Here is a 16,129-nt window from a genome sequence, read left to right as displayed (position 1 = left end):
GCCACTGCCTGCGCAGAGGCGACGCGCTGAAGAGGCCAAGGTGAAAGCCACCATTTACCACAACCCGCGCTGCTCGAAGTCGCGCGCCACCCTCGCGATCCTGGAAGAGGCCGGCGCGGATGTGACGGTGGTCGAGTATCTAAAGGCTCCGCTGACGGCCGACGAACTCGCTCGCCTCTACGCACGCGCCGGCATGACACCGCGCGAGGGCCTCCGCGCCGACGCACCCGCAATCGCCGACGATGCGATCCTCGCCGGCATGGCCGCGAACCCCGCGATTATCGAGCGGCCGCTGGTCGAGACCGACATGGGCGTGGTGCTCGCCCGCCCCCCGGAGCGTGTCCGCGACATCATGTCCGTGGCGCAGGCCAGCCGGATCGCGCCGCGCTGATTTCGCGGTCCAACAGCCGGCCAGATGCGTGATGGTGGCCGGAGGCGCGCTCGCGACTCTGTCACCCCGTCACGCCTTCGCACGGCACGCACGACCCCGTGACTTTTCGTGACGTTTTGCGAGGGGCCGTGCTGCCGCATTGACGGGCAGCGGGCGCCTCCCTGCCTACATTTGCGGCAGGGTCAGCCGGCCGATCCGGGGTTGCCCCTGAGGCACCCGACTGGCACGTTGCCTGCATTGCGCTCGCACGGGCGAGCGTCTCATCACGTATCGGGGAAAGCCGTGAAGAAGGTCGAGGCCATCATCAAGCCGTTCAAGCTGGATGAGGTGAAGGAAGCACTGCACGAGATCGGCGTGTCCGGCATCACCGTGACCGAGGCCAAGGGCTTCGGCCGGCAGAAGGGTCATACCGAGCTGTACCGCGGCGCCGAGTACGTCGTCGATTTCCTGCCCAAGGTGAAGCTGGAGGTCGTCGTCGAGGACGTGCTGGCGGAACGCGTCGTCGAGGCGATCGCCGCCGCCGCGCAGACCGGCCGCATCGGCGACGGCAAGATCTTCGTCATCCCCGTCGAAACCGCGCTCCGCATCCGCACCGGCGAGCGCGATGAAGCCGCAATCTAAGCACTAACCCCGTCACCCCGGCGAAAGCCGGGGTCTCCCCGTTACAGCAAGCCCCCAGCCTTCGCTGGGGTGACGATAAGGAAAGAACACCTCATGGCTGCAACTGCCAACGACATCCTTCAGCGCATCAAGGACGAGGAGATCGAGTGGGTCGATCTGCGCTTCACCGACCCCAAGGGCAAGTGGCAGCACCTGACCATGGTGGCCGGCATCATGGGCGAGGACGAGTTCACCGACGGCCTGATGTTCGACGGCAGCTCGATCGAGGGCTGGAAGGCGATCAACGAATCCGACATGGTGCTGAAGCCCGATCTGGACGCGGTGTATGTCGATCCGTTTTCGGCCACCCCGATGCTGATCGTGTTCTGCGACGTGGTCGAGCCCTCGACCGGTGAGCTCTACGCCCGCGACCCGCGCTCGACCGCGAAGCGCGCCGAGGCGTATCTGAAGACCACGGGGATCGGCGACACCGTCTATGTCGGTCCCGAGGCCGAATTCTTCATGTTCGACGACGTGCGGTTCGAGAACAGCTACTCGACCAGCTACTACAAGATTGACGATATCGAGCTGCCCGGGAATTCCGGCCGCGAATATGAGGGCGGCAATCTGGCGCACCGTCCGCGCGCCAAGGGCGGTTATTTCCCGGTCGCGCCGGTCGACTCGGCGGTCGATATCCGCGGCGAGATGGTCTCGACCATGATCGAGATGGGCCTGCCCTGCGACAAGCACCATCACGAGGTCGCCGCCGCGCAGCATGAACTGGGCCTGACCTTCGGCACGCTGACCACCACCGCCGATCGCATGCAGATCTACAAGTACGTCGTGCACCAGGTCGCCCACGCCTATGGCAAGACCGCGACCTTCATGCCCAAGCCGATCAAGGAAGATAACGGCTCGGGCATGCACACCCACTTCTCGATCTGGAACGGCAAGGAGCCGCTGTTCGCGGGCAACGGCTATGCCGGTCTGTCGGATATGTGCCTCTACTTCATCGGCGGCATCATCAAGCATGCCAAGGCGGTCAACGCCTTCACCAACCCGTCGACCAACAGCTACAAGCGGCTGGTGCCGGGTTACGAGGCGCCGGTGCTGCTCGCCTATTCGGCGCGCAACCGCTCGGCCTCGTGCCGCATCCCGTACGGCACCGGTCCGAAGGCGAAGCGGGTCGAGGTCCGCTTCCCCGACGCGCTGGCCAACCCCTATCTCGCCTATGCGGCGCTGATGATGGCGGGCATGGACGGCATCCAGAACAAGATCCATCCCGGAGAGGCGATGGACAAGAACCTGTACGACCTGCCCCCGGCCGAGCTGGCCGAAGTGCCGACCGTCGCCGGTTCGCTGCGCGAGGCGCTCGACTGTCTGGAGGCCGATCACGACTTCCTGCTGAAGGGTGACGTGTTCTCGAAGGACCAGATCGAGGCATTCGTCGAGATCAAGCGCGCGGAGGTCGCCCGCTGGGAGATGACCCCGTCGCCGGTCGAATACGACATGTACTACAGCGGCTGAGCCGTGCCGCACCGGCACGGCGGTGCGCTCCGGCGCACAGCCGCTGCCGGCCGGCGGGGCAGCGCCCCGACCGACGACGCGGCTTTGCCGCGTCGCTTCCAAACACGAGGCGTCCGGAGCGATCCGGGCGCCTCTGCCTTTTTCCAGCCCAACCCAGCTTAATCTAATATTGATAATCATCCGCATTAGCGCTACCCGCCGCTTCGTTAGCGGAAGGGAGCATCATGACACGAGCCATCATCCTGGGCGGCGCCGCGCTCGGCGCGATCGCCGCATCTCACGTTCAGGCGCAGAGTCCAGCGCCGCAGGTCACGGCCAGCACGACCGCCGATCCGCAGGGCGGCTCCGACATCCTGGTCGAGGGGCAGCGCGAGCAGCGTTCCGCCGGCACCAAGACCGACACGCCGCTGATACAGGTGCCGCAGCCGATCACCGTCGTCACCGCCGACCAGTATCTGGCGCAGGGCGCGGTCAACATCGCCGATACCGTCCGCTACGTCGCCGGCGTCAATTCCGACGCCTATGGCCGCGACACCCGGGTCGACAGCTTCACCATCCGCGGCGTCGACGCGCTCCAGTTCCGTGACGGGATGCGCGACATCTTCAGCTATTACGCCAGCATCACCTCCGACCCCTACAACTTCTCGCGGGTCGAGGTGGTGCGCGGCCCTGCCTCGGTGCTGTTCGGCCAGGGCTCGATCGGTGGTATCGTCAACCTCGTCTCGAAGACGCCGCAGTTCACGAACGGCGGAGAGATCGGCGTCACCTATGGCAGCTACGATCGCAAGGAGGTGCTGGCCGACCTGAACGCGACCACCGGCGATACGCTGGCCGCGCGCTTCGTCGCCCGCCTCCGCGATGCCGATACCTATGTCGATCACACCCCCGACGACCGCGTGATGCTCGCGCCATCGCTGACGTGGCGGCCGAGTGCTGCCACCAGTATCACCCTGCTCGGCCTCTATCAGGAGGACGACACCGGCTCGACGACCAACTTCCTGCCGGTCGTCGGTACGCTGCGCGACAATCCCGGCAACCCGCGCCTGCCGCGTTACCTGTTCGTCGGCAAGCCTGGCTACGACCGCTATGCCGGGCGGCTGCTACAGGGCAGCGGATTGGTTACCCAGCACTTCGGTGACGACGTGACGCTGAGCCTGAAGGCGCGCTACATCGACAGCCATCTCGACTATTTTACCCATTACACCAACAGCTACGCCGATCCGACCGATCCCTATATCCCGGGCAGCAACGGGCGACAGATCGGGCTGTACGCAGATTCCTCCGTCGCGCGGATGAACGTCTTCAGCACCGACAACAACGTCCAATGGCGCTTCAACACCGGTTCCGCCGTCGAACATCGGCTGCTCGCCGGCCTCGATTACAGCTGGAACAGCGTGCGCAAGCGCGGCGCCTTTTCTGAGCAGGTGATCGATCTCTACGATATCGACTATGCCGTCACCGCCGCGCCGGCCATCACCGATCCGTTCTCCCGTGACGCGCAGAAGCAGCTCGGCGTCTATGTTCAGGACCAGATCCGCGTCTGGAACCGGGTGTCGGTGGTGCTGGGCGCCCGGCGCGACCATGTCCGCACCGCCAGCCTGAACGTCGCCAGCGGCGCGACGACGCGGACCACCGACAACGCCACGACGTTTCGCGCCGGCATCATCGGCGAGATTGGCGCCGGTCTGTCACCCTTCTTCAGCTATACCGAAAGCTTCCAGCCGATCGCCGGGCAGACCAGCAAGGGTACGCCCTTCCGCCCGCAGACCGGCTCCCAGTACGAGAGCGGCATGAAGTGGCAACCCGACGCGGCGACACTCGTCACCCTCACGGGCTTTCGCATCAAGGAGCAGAACCGCCCGATCCCTGACCCGGTCAACCCGCTCGGCCAGATCCAGGCCGGAGAACTGACCACCAGGGGGATCGAGGTGGAAGCGACACGGACACTGCCGGGCCGTTACGATCTCACCCTCGCCTATGGCTATAACGACGTCAGCGGCGACAGCGCGGCGAGCGGCTATCTCGCAAAGCACACCACATCCGCCTGGGGCACGAAGACCTGGGCATTGACGGGCACCACCACGCTGCGGGTCGGTGCCGGCGTGCGGTATCTGGGCAAGCAGGTGTCGAGCAGCAGCCTGTGGACCATCGTTACCCCCGGCCGCACCATGGTCGACGCGCTTGTCGAACTGGAGCGGGATCGCTGGCGCCTCGCGGTGAACGCCACCAACCTCCTTGACAACCGCGCCTATGCGTCCTGTCTGACCCGCGGCGATTGTTTCGTCAGCGCGCCGCGCAACGTGATGGCCAACTTGTCCTGGCGCTACTGAACGTCGCTAGACGATCAGGATCGTGCTGCCATGCGTCTCGCCCGCTTCCATCGCGCGGTGGGCGGCGGCGGCCTCTTCGAGGGGGAATTGCTGGCCGATGACGGGGTCGATCGCGCCGCGTGCCAGCATCTCGAACACCCGGTCGGCCATCGCCTGCCGCTCGCTTTGGGTGGTCGCATAGTCGAACAGCGTGGGACGGGTGACGAACAGCGACCCGTGCGCGGAGAGCGTGCCGAGGTTCACCCCCTCCACCGCGCCCGACGCATTGCCATAGCTCACGATCATGCCGCGCCGCGCCGTCGCCGCGAGCGAGGTGGCCCAAGTCGCCTTGCCGACGCCGTCCAGCACCACCGCCGCGCCGGCATCGTCGGTGATCGCGCGCACCTGAGCGGCCACGTCCGCGCGGCTGTGGATGAGGACATGATCGGCGCCGGCGGCGCGAGCGATCTCTGCCTTCTCATCGTTGCCGACGCTGCCGATCACCACCGCGCCGACCGCTTTCAGCCACCCGACCAGCAGATGTCCGACGCCGCCCGCGGCGGCATGGACCAGCACCGTCTGCCCGGGCTGAACCCGCGCGCACTGCTCGACCAGCATCGCCGCGGTACCGCCCTTCAGCAGCAGCGCCGCCGCGGCGCGATCGTCGACGCCGGCGGGCAGGTGGACCAGTTCCTCCACGGCCACGTTGCGCGCCGATGCGTATGCACCGCGTGACGGGCCGAACGTGCCGACCCGATCACCGACCTGAAAGCCGTCACTGGCGCCGCCGACCGCCTCGACCACTCCCGCCGCCTCCGAGCCCAGCCCGCTCGGCAGGTCGATCCTGTACAAGCCGCTGCGGTGATAGGCGTCGATATAGTTTAGGCCGACCGCCCGGGTCCGGAACCGCACCTCGCCGGGTGCCGGCGGCGCGAGGGGCGCGTCGATCCACTCGATCACCTCGGGACCGCCGGTGCGGGTGATGCGTGCGGTGCGGGCGATGTCGGTCATCGGATGCTCCCTCAATAATCGCGCGAGATGCGTAGGTTGGCGCTCTGTCGACCTAGGGTTGAGATGCTGGAGAGGAGTGACAACCAGCGGGTCACCTGGAACTCGACCTGTGTCGCGGAATAGCCCTGCCCATCGGTCACGATCTCTGCATAGAGGCGCCGGGTGATATACTTGCCTGCCGCGATCGAGGTTCCCTGCCCGGTCTGCGGATCGGCCGGGAGAATGCGCAGCCGGTCGAGCCCCGCCGCCCGTCGCACCGCGTTGATCGGGTTCAGCCCGCCGCCGCCGTCCTGCAACGCCGCCACCGCCGCCGCCAGCTGCAAAGCCTCCGGCGCCGACAGGTTGACGATCGAGGTGCCGAACAGCAGCCGCGAGAGCAGCTCGTCCTCGGGCAGCGCGGGTACGCTGGCAAAGCCGATCTCGGGCTTCAAGGCGTTGCCGGTGACGCGGATCGTCGCGTTCAGCCCGGTCGTGTTTGCGTCCGCCTCGATGTCCAAAGATGGGTTGGCGGGCACGTCACCGTCGAAGCGGATGACCCCGCGCGACAGATTGAACTCCCGCCCGGCGAACTCATAGTCGCCGCGAACCAGCTTCGCCGTGCCGGTGATCGCCGGATTGTCAGGCGCGCCGCCGATCTTCAGCGTCGCCGACCACTCGCTGGTCAGCCCGAGGCCCGTGACCATCACACCCGACCGCGCGCGTGCGTTCAGCGCCAGCGTCCAGGGGGCCACCGGTCGCTCATCCTCGCCGTCGCTGTCGGGCACGTTGATCTCGCGCACGTTCAGCCGCGGCGCGACGCTGGCGGCGGTCGCGCGGCCGAGGCGGTAGCTCGCCCGGTCGAGCGTCACGTCGCCGCCGATCGTCCCGCCCACGCCGTTGGACTGGAACTGGAGCGGTCCGCTGACCGTCGCGCCGATGTCGTCGCGCGCGATCATCACCGCGTGATCGGCCTGGAGACGGATGTCGAGACCAATGCCCTTGGCTGCCGCGAAGTCGAACTGGCCGATGCCGGTCACCCGCCCGCCCTTGCCGGCATCGGCGGCGAAGCGATCGATGGCCAGCCGCGACCCGGCGAAACGGCCGCTCGCCTGCACCCCGGTCAGCAGCGTGCCGGTGGTCGCGCTCTCGATCCGCGCGCCGTTCGCCTGCACCACGCCGCGGATGACGGGGGCGGAGGCTCGGCCGGTCACGTCCGCGGCGATCGACACCGGTCCCGACAGGTCGAACAGCTCCACGCCGGTCAGCCGCCACAGTGCATCCGCCGGCCCGGCATAGCGCAACTGCGCGAACAGCGCCGCGCCCGACAACCGATCGACCAGTGATCCCCCCGCCAGCGACGTCAGTTGCGCCTGCGCCCTGCCCACCGTCTTGCCGCCAGAGGCGATCACCGCGCGCAGGCCCGCCCGGTCGGCGCCCAGCACCGCCGCGACACCGACGTCGATCGGTGCGGAGCTCAGCACCAGTCCCGACCGGGTCACGCCGCGCAGCGTCAGGTCGGCGCGGCCGGTCGGCACCCCGCCCGCATCCTGTGCGTAACGCACGCTGCCCGATGCGCTGCCGCCCAGCCCCAGGCCCGGGAAGCCGATATCGAGGATGGTGAGCGGCAGGCGCTGGCTGCTCGCCTCCACGCTGATTCCTCGCGACCCCCACGCGCCGGCGAGCCGCGCTTCGCCGCCCGCGAACGACAGCCACGTCGGCCGCAGTCGCCAGCCGTCGCCCTCCGCGACGATCACCGCCGGATCAACCAGCGCGAGCGGCCGGCGGTCGAGCGTGCCCTGCGCCTGTACGGTAAAGCCGTCCGGCCGCACCTGCGTCACCGTCTGAATGTCAAAGGCGCGGCCGCGCGACCCGGCGATCGACGCCCGCACCTCGCCGGCGCCCCCGCTCAGCCGCGTGGTGCCGGCAAAGCGGGCGAGCTGGACACTGCCATACCGCAAGCCGACACCACGCGCGGTGCCCTCCACGGCCAGTCCCGCGGGGTCGAGCAGCACCGATCCGTCGACGCGACCCTGCCGCACCGTGGCACCGGCGAACGCCGCATTGCGCAGGGCTAGGTGCGCCTCGATCCGCTGCACCGCGCCGACCGGCCTGAACAGCAGGTCGCCGGAGATCGGGCCGGTCACCGCGACCCGTCCGTCGAAGCCGTCGTCGACGATCGCCAGCCGGCCGCTGCCGCGCGAGCCGGCGACCTGCAGCGCATCGATCACGATCGCCGCCTGCCCGCCGGAGGGCAGCAGGATGGCACCGTTCCCGCGGAACGGCCCCAGGCGCGACCCGCCCATAGCGGTAAAGGCGAAGCCTTGCGGCGTCGGGTCGAGATGCGCGCGTACGTCGCTGAGGCCCAGCGCCGCATTGGGGCGTGCCAGCCGCAGGTCGATGGTCGGCTTCTCGATCGCGCCGTCGAGCACCAGCGTGACCGGGCCATAGGTCGCCTGCCGTCCGGTGCCCTCGAAATGGACGCTGCCGTCACGCCGACGATATCCGTTGCCCGTCAGCGTCAGCGCTGGCGAATTGAGCGTCGCGCCCCGAAAGTAGAGGACACCGTCGCTCCCCCGCTCCAGTTCGGTCGTGATCCGCGGCAGGCCGCCTGTCAGCGAGCGGAAGAAGGCATTGTCGAGCCGCCGCACCACCGCCGTTCCCCGCCCGACAACGCGCGTGCCGTGCCCGCCGGGGCCGGGCACTACCTGAAGCGTCGAGTCGATGTCGACGATGCCGATGCCGGGGATCAGATAGCGGCCCAGCCGGCCGCCCAGCCCCACCCGGTATTCGCCGGTACGCAGGTCGAGCAGTAGGGCGATGGTCCCGCGCAGCTTGTCCGATCGCAGCACCAGCCCGCTGCCCGTCACGGTCGGCGGCGCGATGGTGAGGACGCCGTCGACCGAGAGGTTGTTGAGGATGCCGCCCGCCACCTGCCCGACACCGGTCACGCGCGCGGCGGTGATCCGCACCGGCAGCTTGGCCGGCCAGCCCGACAGCCGCCCCCTGCCGGCGGCGCGGGCGCGCTCGAACCCCGTATCGTCGAACGCCAGCCGGTCGGCGGCGATCCGATAGTCATAGGTGGCGGTGGCGAACGGCCCGTCGAGGATCGCGCGCAGGGTGATCGCGCGCCCGCTCATATTGGGGAAGAGCGCGGCGGGCCGCAGCAGGCTCGCGGCGATGCGGACATTGCGGTAATGGCTGGTGGCGAGGTCGACCTCTCCGGTCGCGTCCACCGCCATCGCCGCCGAACGCAGGCCGATGCGGCCGTCCAGCCGCCGGTTGGCGAAGCTGGCCTCTCCCGTCACCCGCACGCGCGGCGCGGTCAGTCGCTGGCCCTTGCCGGTCAGCAGGGCCGAGGGTGCTATCATGCCCGACAGGCCGTAGCGCCCCTCCCGCGCGGCGAGCGCGAGGTCGACGATCGGGGTGCCCGCGATCGTGCCCCGTGCGCTGCCCCGCCACTCAGCCCAGCGCCCGTCGCCGGCCACCGCCAGCGTGACCGGACCGCGTCCGCCCGCCAGCCGCGCCAGCACGCCGTCGCGGCTTCCCTGTGCGCGGATATCCAGGTCGAACCGGTCGCGATCGGGTTCGGCGTCCAGCGACAGGGCAAGCCGGTCACTACCCTCGACCAGCGCACCCAGCCGAACCATCGCCCGGCCAGAGCGGATATCGGCAGCGCCCCGGATGCGTGCGACCCGCGCCCGACCGGCAACGGGCGCGGCCAGCTCCAGCCGGTCGACCGACAGCCGGCCGATATGGATGTCGAAGTCGGGCAGCACCGGCCCGCGCCCGCTGCCCGGCCGGGTGCGCGGCATGCGCGCCAGCCGGGCGACCGGCATCGTCAGTTCGTCGATCGCCAGCTGGTTGGACAGCCAGCGCCAAGGCTGCCAGTCGAGCGTCACCTGCGGCGCGGTAAAGACCGCGCCGTCCAGATCATACACGGTCACGTCGACCAGCCGCGCCCGCGAGTAGAGCGAGCCGTCGATCCGCCCGACCGCGAAGCGCAGGCCGTTGGCGGTCCGGATCGCGCCGATCCGCTCGGCCACCAGCCGGTGCCCCCACTGCGTATCGACCGCGACCAGCGCGCCCGCGACGATCGCCACCAGCACCAGCAGCACGCCGGCGAGCAGGCGCCACCAGCGCCGCATCAGAACGCCTGCCCCAGCGAGACATAGACCGCCAGCCGCGAGTCACCCCGTTGCGGGTTGATCGGCGTGCCGACATCCAGGCGGATCGGGCCGAAGTTGGAGTAGTAGCGAATGCCCAGCCCGGTGCCGAAGCGCAGCCCGTCGAACTGCGGCAGCGCGCTCGTGTAGATGTTGCCCGCGTCGAGGAACGGCACCAGCCCGAACGATCCGAACAGCTTCACCCGCGCCTCGACCGCGAACTCGGTCAGGCTGCGCCCGCCGATCGGATCGTTGTTGGGATCGCGCGGACCGATCGACTGATAGCCATAGCCGCGTACCGACGCGCCGCCCCCGGCATAGAAGCGCCGCGACGGCGCCACCGCGTCGCGCGGCGCGCCGGCGATGGTACCCAGTCGGGTCCGCGCCGCCAGTACCACGCCCGGCGAAACGGTGCGGTAAATGCTGCCGTCGAACTGCACGCGGGCATAGCCGAAGGCGGTGCCCTGCAACGACAGCTCGGGACTGAACCGTCCCCCCAGCCGGAACCCGCGAGTCGGGTTCAGCAGATCGTCGGTACCGTCATAGATCAGGCTGGTCGGCAGCGCGCCGATCAGGAAGGTCCGCCGCCGCGGCGCACCGGTCGACACGATGACGTCGCGCTCGTCCGACGCCAGCAGCTCGGCACCCAGCGACCAGGTCCAGGTCTTTTGGAAGAAGATGTTGGTCTGCCGCTCGAGCGTGCCCGACAGGGAGTAGGTCTTGGCATCGTAGGCATCGCGATTCTGGTGGGCGGCGGCGACCTGGAAGGTCAGCACCCGGTCGCGCCCATGGAAATTGTTGCGACGATAGACGAGGGACGACAGCTGCTCCTGCGTACCGAGCACGCTGCGGATCGTCAGCGCGCCTTCGGGCGGAAACAGGTTCCGGTGGGTCCAGCTCAGTTCCAGTCGCGCGCCCTCGCCGGTGCCATAGCCCGCCTCCCCGGCGACGGTGTGCGGCGGGGCGGGATCGAGCTTTACCGCCATGTCGACGGTGCCCGGCACCCGTCCGTCGACCGGCTTCAGCTCGACCGAGGAGACCAGCCCGGTCTGGATCAGCGCGCGGCGCAGATCGTCGACCCTCGCCTGGTCGAACCGATCGCCGCGGTTGAAGCGGGCGATCTCGGCAACGTGATCGGGCCCGAACACGCGGTTGCCGGGCAGCGCGACGATGTCGCCGAAGCGCTTCTGCGCGCCGGGCGCGACCGCCAGCGCCAGCGTCGCCGTCTTCGCGGCACGGTCGACCACCACCTCGGGCTCGCCGACCTGGGCGAAGGGAAAACCGTTGCGCCCCGCCGTCGTTGCCAGCGCGCCGGTGCCGGCGACGATCGCGTCGGCGTCGACCGGATCGCCCGCGGTCACGCCGAATGCGCGGGTCAGATCGGGGGTCTGCGCGCCGGCCGCCGCGACGCCGCTCAGCGTCACGTCGGTCAGGTGGTACAGCCCGCCCGGCGTCGCCTCCAGCACGACCTGGGTCCGTCCGGTCGCGGCGGCGGGCGGGTCGATCCGGGTCGCGACCTGGGCGTCGTAATAGCCGGCCGAGCGGAGCAGCGTCGTCAGCAGCTCCGCATCCTCACGCGCGCGCCGGTCGAGTTGCGCGGCGTTGGCGGGCGCGCCGTCATTGGCGTTCAGCGTCGAGTTATCGGCAAAGCGCTGGCGCAACAGCGGCGTCGCCACGGGATCGATCCCGTCGATCCGCCAGCCATAGCGTCGCTCTGCGACCACGTCGGTGCCGGCCGTGGCGGCGGTCGCGTCGTCGGTCGGCGCAGCGGACAGGTCGGGCCAGTCGACGCCGATGCCCGGTAGCGGCGCCAGCGGCGCATCGGGGTCGAGCGGAACGCCAGCCGAGGCCACGGGCGCCTGCGCCCCGGCGACGGCCGGCGCCCACGCGACAAGGATGATGCTGGCGCCGGCCGCCAACCGGCCCGCCCGCCGACCGCGGCTCGACATGCCCGCTCTCTAGCGGCACCGGATGCGCCGCGACACCCCGTTCGTGGCGCCCGCGCGACCGACTGGCGCAATGGACGCGGGCATGGCAGGACGCGCGCATGGCCAGCCCTTCGAACCCCACCCCGCCGACCGCCGCGGGCGGCGCCCTGATCGCGCTGGGCGCGCTGCTCGGCGCAGCGATCGGCTTCGGCTTCGGAGAGGCGACGCCCGGCTTCCTGATCGGGCTGGCGGCCGGCATCGGCGCCTCCGTACTGGTCTGGCTGCGCGATCGCGGGCGTCGGGGGCCAAACTAGGCTACCGCGCGCATCTGCCACACGACGCGGCCGATCACCGCGATCTCGCCGTCGGGCACCGGTGGCGCCTGCGGATTGTCGCTCGTCGCGACCAGCCCGTTCGCGGTCGCGCGGACCCGCTTCACCATCAGCACCTCGCCGATCCGGATGACGAACGCCGCTCCGCGTGAACCGGGCGTCCGCGCCGACGTGTCGATCAGGATCTGATCGCCGTCGACCAGCCCCGGCGCCATCGAGGTGCCGCGCACCCTGAGGATCGCCGCCTGCCCCTGGGCCAGCCCCAGCCGCCGCGCGAGTGCCGGATCGATCAGGTCGCTGCCCAGCACCGTCTCCGCATCGACCAGCGCGCCCGGTCCCGCCGATACCGCCACGTCCAGCCGCGGCACGCGCCACGCCGCCGCAGCGCCTCCTGGCCCGCCGAGCGCCTCCTCGCCCACGCCGAAGAACGCCGCCAGCCGCTGTCGATCCTCGTCCTCGAGGCGTCGCGGCGTGCCCCGCCGGACATATTGCTGAAGATAGGCGACGTTCCGCCCCAGCATCCGCGACAGGGCGGACAGGCTGACGCCCTGCCCTTCCGCCAGGGCCGCCAGCGCGGAGCGGGGATCGACTGTCGCCATGACGGATCGATAGCCTAGGAAATTTTCCTAGACAAGTTGGAGATTGAAGAACAGATCAGGAACGTGATTCGGGAATCGGAGGCAGGTGCCATGACGCTGTTGGGCAGGATCGAACATTATCGGGCCGTCACGGGCACGTCCGCGACGCGCTTCGGCCGGCGGGCGGTGAACGATCCGCGGCTGATCCACGACATGCGGCGGGGGCGCCAGCCCGGCCCGGCGATGGTCGCGCGGGTCGAGGCGTTCATGGCGGAGCACCGGGCATGAGCCGCCGGGGGCGCGACCCTTCTGCACCGCTGGTCCGCGCGCTGCTCGCCGATGCGGCGGCGGCGGGCTGCCGCGCCAGTGCCGAGTCGAGCGAGGCGGCCGACTGGTCCAGCGCCACCTTCGTCGGTGCCCGCCACCGGCTCGTCCTCTCCGCACCGCACGGGCCAGCGCTGTCGCACTGGCTTGCCGGCCTCTCCTCGGCGCGCCTCGCGCTGCCGCACGCGCTGGTCGGCGAATTGCGCGTGGACCGGGTCGAGCAGTCCGGTACGCGTCGCCGCATCGCATTGTCCGCGCTGACGATCGAGGCGGCGTAGCCGCGGCTTGCCCCGGCCTGCCCGCGCTCGTACCGGTGACCGGGACAAGGAGAGCGTGATGGCGGGCATGGGCAGATTCGACTGGGCGGACCCGTTCCTGCTCGACGAGCAGCTGACCGAGGACGAGCGGATGATCCGCGACGCCGCGCGCGCCTATGCCGACGACCGGCTGGCGCCGCGGATCGTCGACGCGTTCCAGCACGAGCATACCGACCCGGCGATCTTTCGCGAGATGGGCGAACTGGGGCTGCTCGGCCCCACGGTGCCGGAGGAATATGGCGGCGTCGGCGCCAGCTACGTCGCCTATGGGCTGGTCGCGCGCGAGGTGGAGCGGATCGACAGCGGCTATCGATCGATGATGAGCGTCCAGTCGAGCCTCGTCATGTACCCGATCTACGCCTATGGCTCGGAGGAGCAGAAGCGCGCCTTTCTGCCCGGCCTGGCCTCGGGCGAATTGATCGGCTGCTTCGGCCTGACCGAACCCGATGCCGGCTCGGACCCCGGCGGGATGACGACGCGGGCGCGCAAGGTCGAGGGCGGCTATGTCCTGTCGGGCGCCAAGACCTGGATCTCGAACGCGCCGATCGCCGACGTGTTCGTCGTCTGGGCCAAGTCGGATGCACATGGCGGCGCGATCCGCGGCTTTGTCCTGACCAAGGGGATGAAGGGGCTGGAGACGCCGAAGATCGAGGGCAAGCTGTCCTTGCGCGCCTCGATCACCGGCATGATAATGATGGACGAGGTCGCGGTGGGCGAGGATGCACTGCTGCCGGATGTCGAGGGGCTTAAGGGGCCGTTCGGCTGCCTGAACCGCGCGCGCTACGGCATCTCATGGGGTGCACTGGGTGCGGCGGAATTCTGCTTTCACGCAGCGCGGCAGTACGGGCTCGATCGCAAGCAGTTCGGCACCCCGCTCGCCGGGCGCCAGCTCTACCAGAAGAAGCTGGCCGACATGGAGACAGAGATCGCGCTGGGCCTGCAGGCTTCGCTGCGGGTCGGGCGGCTGATGGACGAGGGCCGCTTCGCACCGGAGATGGTCAGCCTGGTCAAGCGCAACAATGTCGGCAAGGCGCTCGATATCGCCCGCACCGCCCGCGACATGCACGGCGGCAACGGTATCTCAGGCGAGTACCATGTCATGCGCCACCTGATGAACCTGGAGACGGTCAACACCTATGAGGGCGCGCACGACGTCCACGCGCTGATCCTCGGGCGGGCGATCACGGGGATCGCGGCGTTCTGAAGCCGAGTACCTTCGCCCCCCTTTTTCGTCATCCCCGCGCAGGCGGGGATCCAGACACGCTGACGTCGCGACTCGAGTCATAAACGTCAGCGTTTATGGATCCCCGCCTTCGCGGGGATGACGGTGGGGGACGGTGTCAGCCGATGATCGTCACCCCGCCATCGGCCGCCGCGCATACAGCCCGTATCCCAGGATCAGCGCGTAACACAGCGCCGGCAGCACCAGCGCGAAGTGGAGCGAGCCGCTGCTGTCGGCCAGCAGGCCGGTCAGCGGCGGGATGATCGCCCCGCCGACGATCGCGGTGGCGATCACGCCCGATCCTTCGGCCGCGCGCTTGCCCAGCCCCTCGCTCGCCAGGCTGAAGATGGTGGGGAACATGATCGAGTTGACCAGCCCGATCGCCAGCAGCGACCAGCCCGACACGGCGCCGGTCGTGTTGGCAGAGATCAGGATCAGCGCGATCGCGCCCGTCGCCACGGTCGCCAGCACCTTTCCCGGCGACACCCGCGTCAGCACGTAAGCGCCGATGAACCGGCCGACCAGCGCGCCGCCCCAGTAGAAGGGGACATGGTCGCCCGCCGCCTTGTCGGTCAGCCCCAATACGCCCGGCTGCATCAGGTAGTTGACGATCAGCGACCCGACCGCGACCTCTGCCCCGACATAGAGGAAGATGCACGCTGCCCCCATCGCGAAGCGCGGGCGCGACAGCAGGGTGAAGGCGTGGAACATGCCGCCCTGATGATCCTGCTCCTCGTTCAGCCGGTTGCGCCGCGTCCACACCACCGCCGCGATCACCAGCAGCGCGACGGCGAGGCCCAGATAGGCGTGGACGATCGCCCGCGACGATTCGACCCGGTACGCATCGAGCGCCGCACCGGTCAGCGTCGCCGCGCTGACGTTCGCCAGCCCGCCCAGGATCAGCGCCGATCCCGCGAGCGGAAACAGCGTCGTGCCCAGCGAGTTGAACGCCTGCGCGAAGGTCAGCCGCCCGGCCGCCGTCTGCGGCTTGCCCAGCAGCGAGATCAGCGGATTCGCGACCACCTGCACAATGGTGATCCCCGCCCCCAGCACGAACAGCGCGAGCAGGAACAGCCCGAACACCGCGTTGCTCGAGGCCGGAATGAACAGCAGGCACCCCGCCGTCATCGTCACCAGCCCGATCGAGGCGGTCCGCATATAGCCGAAGCGCCGCACGATCGCCGCGGCGGGGATCGAGAACAAGGCATAGGCGAGGAAGAACGCGGTCTGCACCAGCATCGCCGTCGCATGGTCGAGCGTGAACAGCTCCTTCAGCTTGGGGATGATGATGTCGTTCAGGCTGGTTATGCCGCCGAAGATGAAGAACAGCGCGAACACGAAGATGCGCAGGTCGGGCGCGTCATAGCCATGTGCGGCATCGCCGCTGGCCTGGTCCTCGGCGGGGGGATTGGGACTTACGTTCAGGGCCACGCGAATAATCCTGTTGC

13 protein-coding genes are annotated in these 16,129 nt (G+C 69.4%); 8 read left to right on the top strand and 5 right to left on the bottom strand.

Annotation, left to right across the window (positions count from 1 at the left end; translation table 11 throughout):
- Nucleotides 1–40 precede the first annotated feature (40 nt).
- From Q5H91_RS01375 to Q5H91_RS01360, 4 genes are all read left to right on the top strand, one after another.
- Entirely contained in the window at nucleotides 41–391 is a 351-nt protein-coding gene (locus tag Q5H91_RS01375; protein ID WP_305171434.1) for an ArsC/Spx/MgsR family protein, read from the top strand.
- 282 nt (nucleotides 392–673) lie between these two features.
- A complete protein-coding gene (locus Q5H91_RS01370) occupies nucleotides 674–1,012 on the top strand; it encodes a P-II family nitrogen regulator (protein ID WP_305171433.1) in 339 nt (112 codons plus the stop codon).
- Between the two features lie 93 nt (nucleotides 1,013–1,105).
- Nucleotides 1,106–2,518 carry a type I glutamate--ammonia ligase gene (gene glnA, locus Q5H91_RS01365; protein ID WP_305171432.1) on the top strand — a complete coding sequence of 471 codons (1,413 nt, stop codon included), beginning with the start codon at nucleotides 1,106–1,108 and terminating at the stop codon, nucleotides 2,516–2,518.
- 224 nt (nucleotides 2,519–2,742) lie between these two features.
- Complete coding sequence (locus Q5H91_RS01360; RefSeq protein WP_305171431.1) at nucleotides 2,743–4,848, top strand: TonB-dependent siderophore receptor; 2,106 nt, start codon at nucleotides 2,743–2,745, stop codon at nucleotides 4,846–4,848.
- A gap of 6 nt (nucleotides 4,849–4,854) precedes the next feature.
- On the opposite strand, the gene Q5H91_RS01355 is transcribed toward Q5H91_RS01360, so the two are convergent.
- Genes Q5H91_RS01355 through Q5H91_RS01345 form a run of 3 tightly spaced genes read right to left on the bottom strand, consistent with a single transcriptional unit; the run spans nucleotide 4,855 to nucleotide 11,929 of the window.
- Nucleotides 4,855–5,838 carry a quinone oxidoreductase family protein gene (locus tag Q5H91_RS01355; protein ID WP_305171430.1) on the bottom strand — a complete coding sequence of 328 codons (984 nt, stop codon included), beginning with the start codon at nucleotides 5,836–5,838 and terminating at the stop codon, nucleotides 4,855–4,857.
- Between the two features lie 11 nt (nucleotides 5,839–5,849).
- Complete coding sequence (locus tag Q5H91_RS01350; RefSeq protein ID WP_305171429.1) at nucleotides 5,850–9,962, bottom strand: translocation/assembly module TamB domain-containing protein; 4,113 nt, start codon at nucleotides 9,960–9,962, stop codon at nucleotides 5,850–5,852.
- Nucleotides 9,962–11,929 carry an autotransporter assembly complex protein TamA gene (locus Q5H91_RS01345; RefSeq protein WP_305171428.1) on the bottom strand — a complete coding sequence of 656 codons (1,968 nt, stop codon included), beginning with the start codon at nucleotides 11,927–11,929 and terminating at the stop codon, nucleotides 9,962–9,964. Before Q5H91_RS01345 ends, Q5H91_RS01350 begins: the two co-directional genes overlap by 1 nt.
- A 98-nt stretch (nucleotides 11,930–12,027) precedes the next feature.
- Between Q5H91_RS01345 and Q5H91_RS01340 the strand changes: the two genes are divergently transcribed.
- Nucleotides 12,028–12,222, top strand: coding sequence for a hypothetical protein (locus Q5H91_RS01340; protein WP_305171427.1), 195 nt, complete (start codon nucleotides 12,028–12,030; stop codon nucleotides 12,220–12,222).
- Here the strand turns inward: Q5H91_RS01340 and Q5H91_RS01335 are convergent.
- Entirely contained in the window at nucleotides 12,219–12,839 is a 621-nt protein-coding gene (locus Q5H91_RS01335; RefSeq protein ID WP_305171426.1) for a S24 family peptidase, read from the bottom strand. The two genes, Q5H91_RS01340 and Q5H91_RS01335, sit on opposite strands and share 4 nt — an antisense overlap.
- A gap of 90 nt (nucleotides 12,840–12,929) precedes the next feature.
- Here Q5H91_RS01335 and Q5H91_RS01330 point away from each other — a divergent pair, with 90 nt between their 5' ends.
- The 3 genes from Q5H91_RS01330 to Q5H91_RS01320 are packed head-to-tail and all read left to right on the top strand — an operon-like array spanning nucleotide 12,930 to nucleotide 14,663.
- Nucleotides 12,930–13,106: a hypothetical protein gene (locus Q5H91_RS01330; protein ID WP_305171425.1), complete on the top strand. Its 177-nt coding sequence runs from the start codon at nucleotides 12,930–12,932 to the stop codon at nucleotides 13,104–13,106.
- Complete coding sequence (locus Q5H91_RS01325) at nucleotides 13,103–13,420, top strand: hypothetical protein (protein WP_305171424.1); 318 nt, start codon at nucleotides 13,103–13,105, stop codon at nucleotides 13,418–13,420. The genes Q5H91_RS01330 and Q5H91_RS01325 overlap by 4 nt, the downstream gene beginning before the upstream one ends.
- A 58-nt stretch (nucleotides 13,421–13,478) precedes the next feature.
- The gene (locus Q5H91_RS01320; RefSeq protein ID WP_305171423.1) at nucleotides 13,479–14,663 is read left to right on the top strand and encodes an acyl-CoA dehydrogenase; all 1,185 of its coding nucleotides are present in this window, start codon (nucleotides 13,479–13,481) and stop codon (nucleotides 14,661–14,663) included.
- A gap of 150 nt (nucleotides 14,664–14,813) precedes the next feature.
- Here Q5H91_RS01320 and Q5H91_RS01315 read toward each other — a convergent pair whose 3' ends face one another.
- Nucleotides 14,814–16,112, bottom strand: a complete 1,299-nt coding sequence (locus Q5H91_RS01315) for a sugar MFS transporter (RefSeq protein WP_370655197.1) — start codon at nucleotides 16,110–16,112, stop codon at nucleotides 14,814–14,816.
- Nucleotides 16,113–16,129: the final 17 nt, after the last annotated feature.

It is taken from the genome of Sphingomonas aurea, from assembly GCF_030678875.1.
GTDB classification, from domain to species: Bacteria; Pseudomonadota; Alphaproteobacteria; order Sphingomonadales; family Sphingomonadaceae; genus Sphingomonas; species Sphingomonas aurea.
The sequence above is the reverse complement of the archived record's forward strand: the minus strand, read 5'-3'. Positions and strand labels throughout refer to the sequence as shown.

Bases quoted from the DNA above. Each gene is read 5' to 3' on its own strand.
- glnA (WP_305171432.1), top strand. From the start codon at position 1,106: ATGGCTGCAACTGCCAACGACATCCTTCAGCGCATCAAGGACGAGGAG.
- Q5H91_RS01360 (WP_305171431.1), top strand. From the start codon at position 2,743: ATGACACGAGCCATCATCCTGGGCGGCGCCGCGCTCGGCGCGATCGCC.
- Q5H91_RS01355 (WP_305171430.1), bottom strand. From the start codon at position 5,838: ATGACCGACATCGCCCGCACCGCACGCATCACCCGCACCGGCGGTCCC.
- Q5H91_RS01350 (WP_305171429.1), bottom strand. From the start codon at position 9,962: ATGCGGCGCTGGTGGCGCCTGCTCGCCGGCGTGCTGCTGGTGCTGGTG.
- Q5H91_RS01345 (WP_305171428.1), bottom strand. From the start codon at position 11,929: ATGTCGAGCCGCGGTCGGCGGGCGGGCCGGTTGGCGGCCGGCGCCAGC.
- Q5H91_RS01340 (WP_305171427.1), top strand. From the start codon at position 12,028: ATGGCCAGCCCTTCGAACCCCACCCCGCCGACCGCCGCGGGCGGCGCC.
- Q5H91_RS01335 (WP_305171426.1), bottom strand. From the start codon at position 12,839: ATGGCGACAGTCGATCCCCGCTCCGCGCTGGCGGCCCTGGCGGAAGGG.
- Q5H91_RS01330 (WP_305171425.1), top strand. From the start codon at position 12,930: ATGACGCTGTTGGGCAGGATCGAACATTATCGGGCCGTCACGGGCACG.
- Q5H91_RS01325 (WP_305171424.1), top strand. From the start codon at position 13,103: ATGAGCCGCCGGGGGCGCGACCCTTCTGCACCGCTGGTCCGCGCGCTG.
- Q5H91_RS01320 (WP_305171423.1), top strand. From the start codon at position 13,479: ATGGCGGGCATGGGCAGATTCGACTGGGCGGACCCGTTCCTGCTCGAC.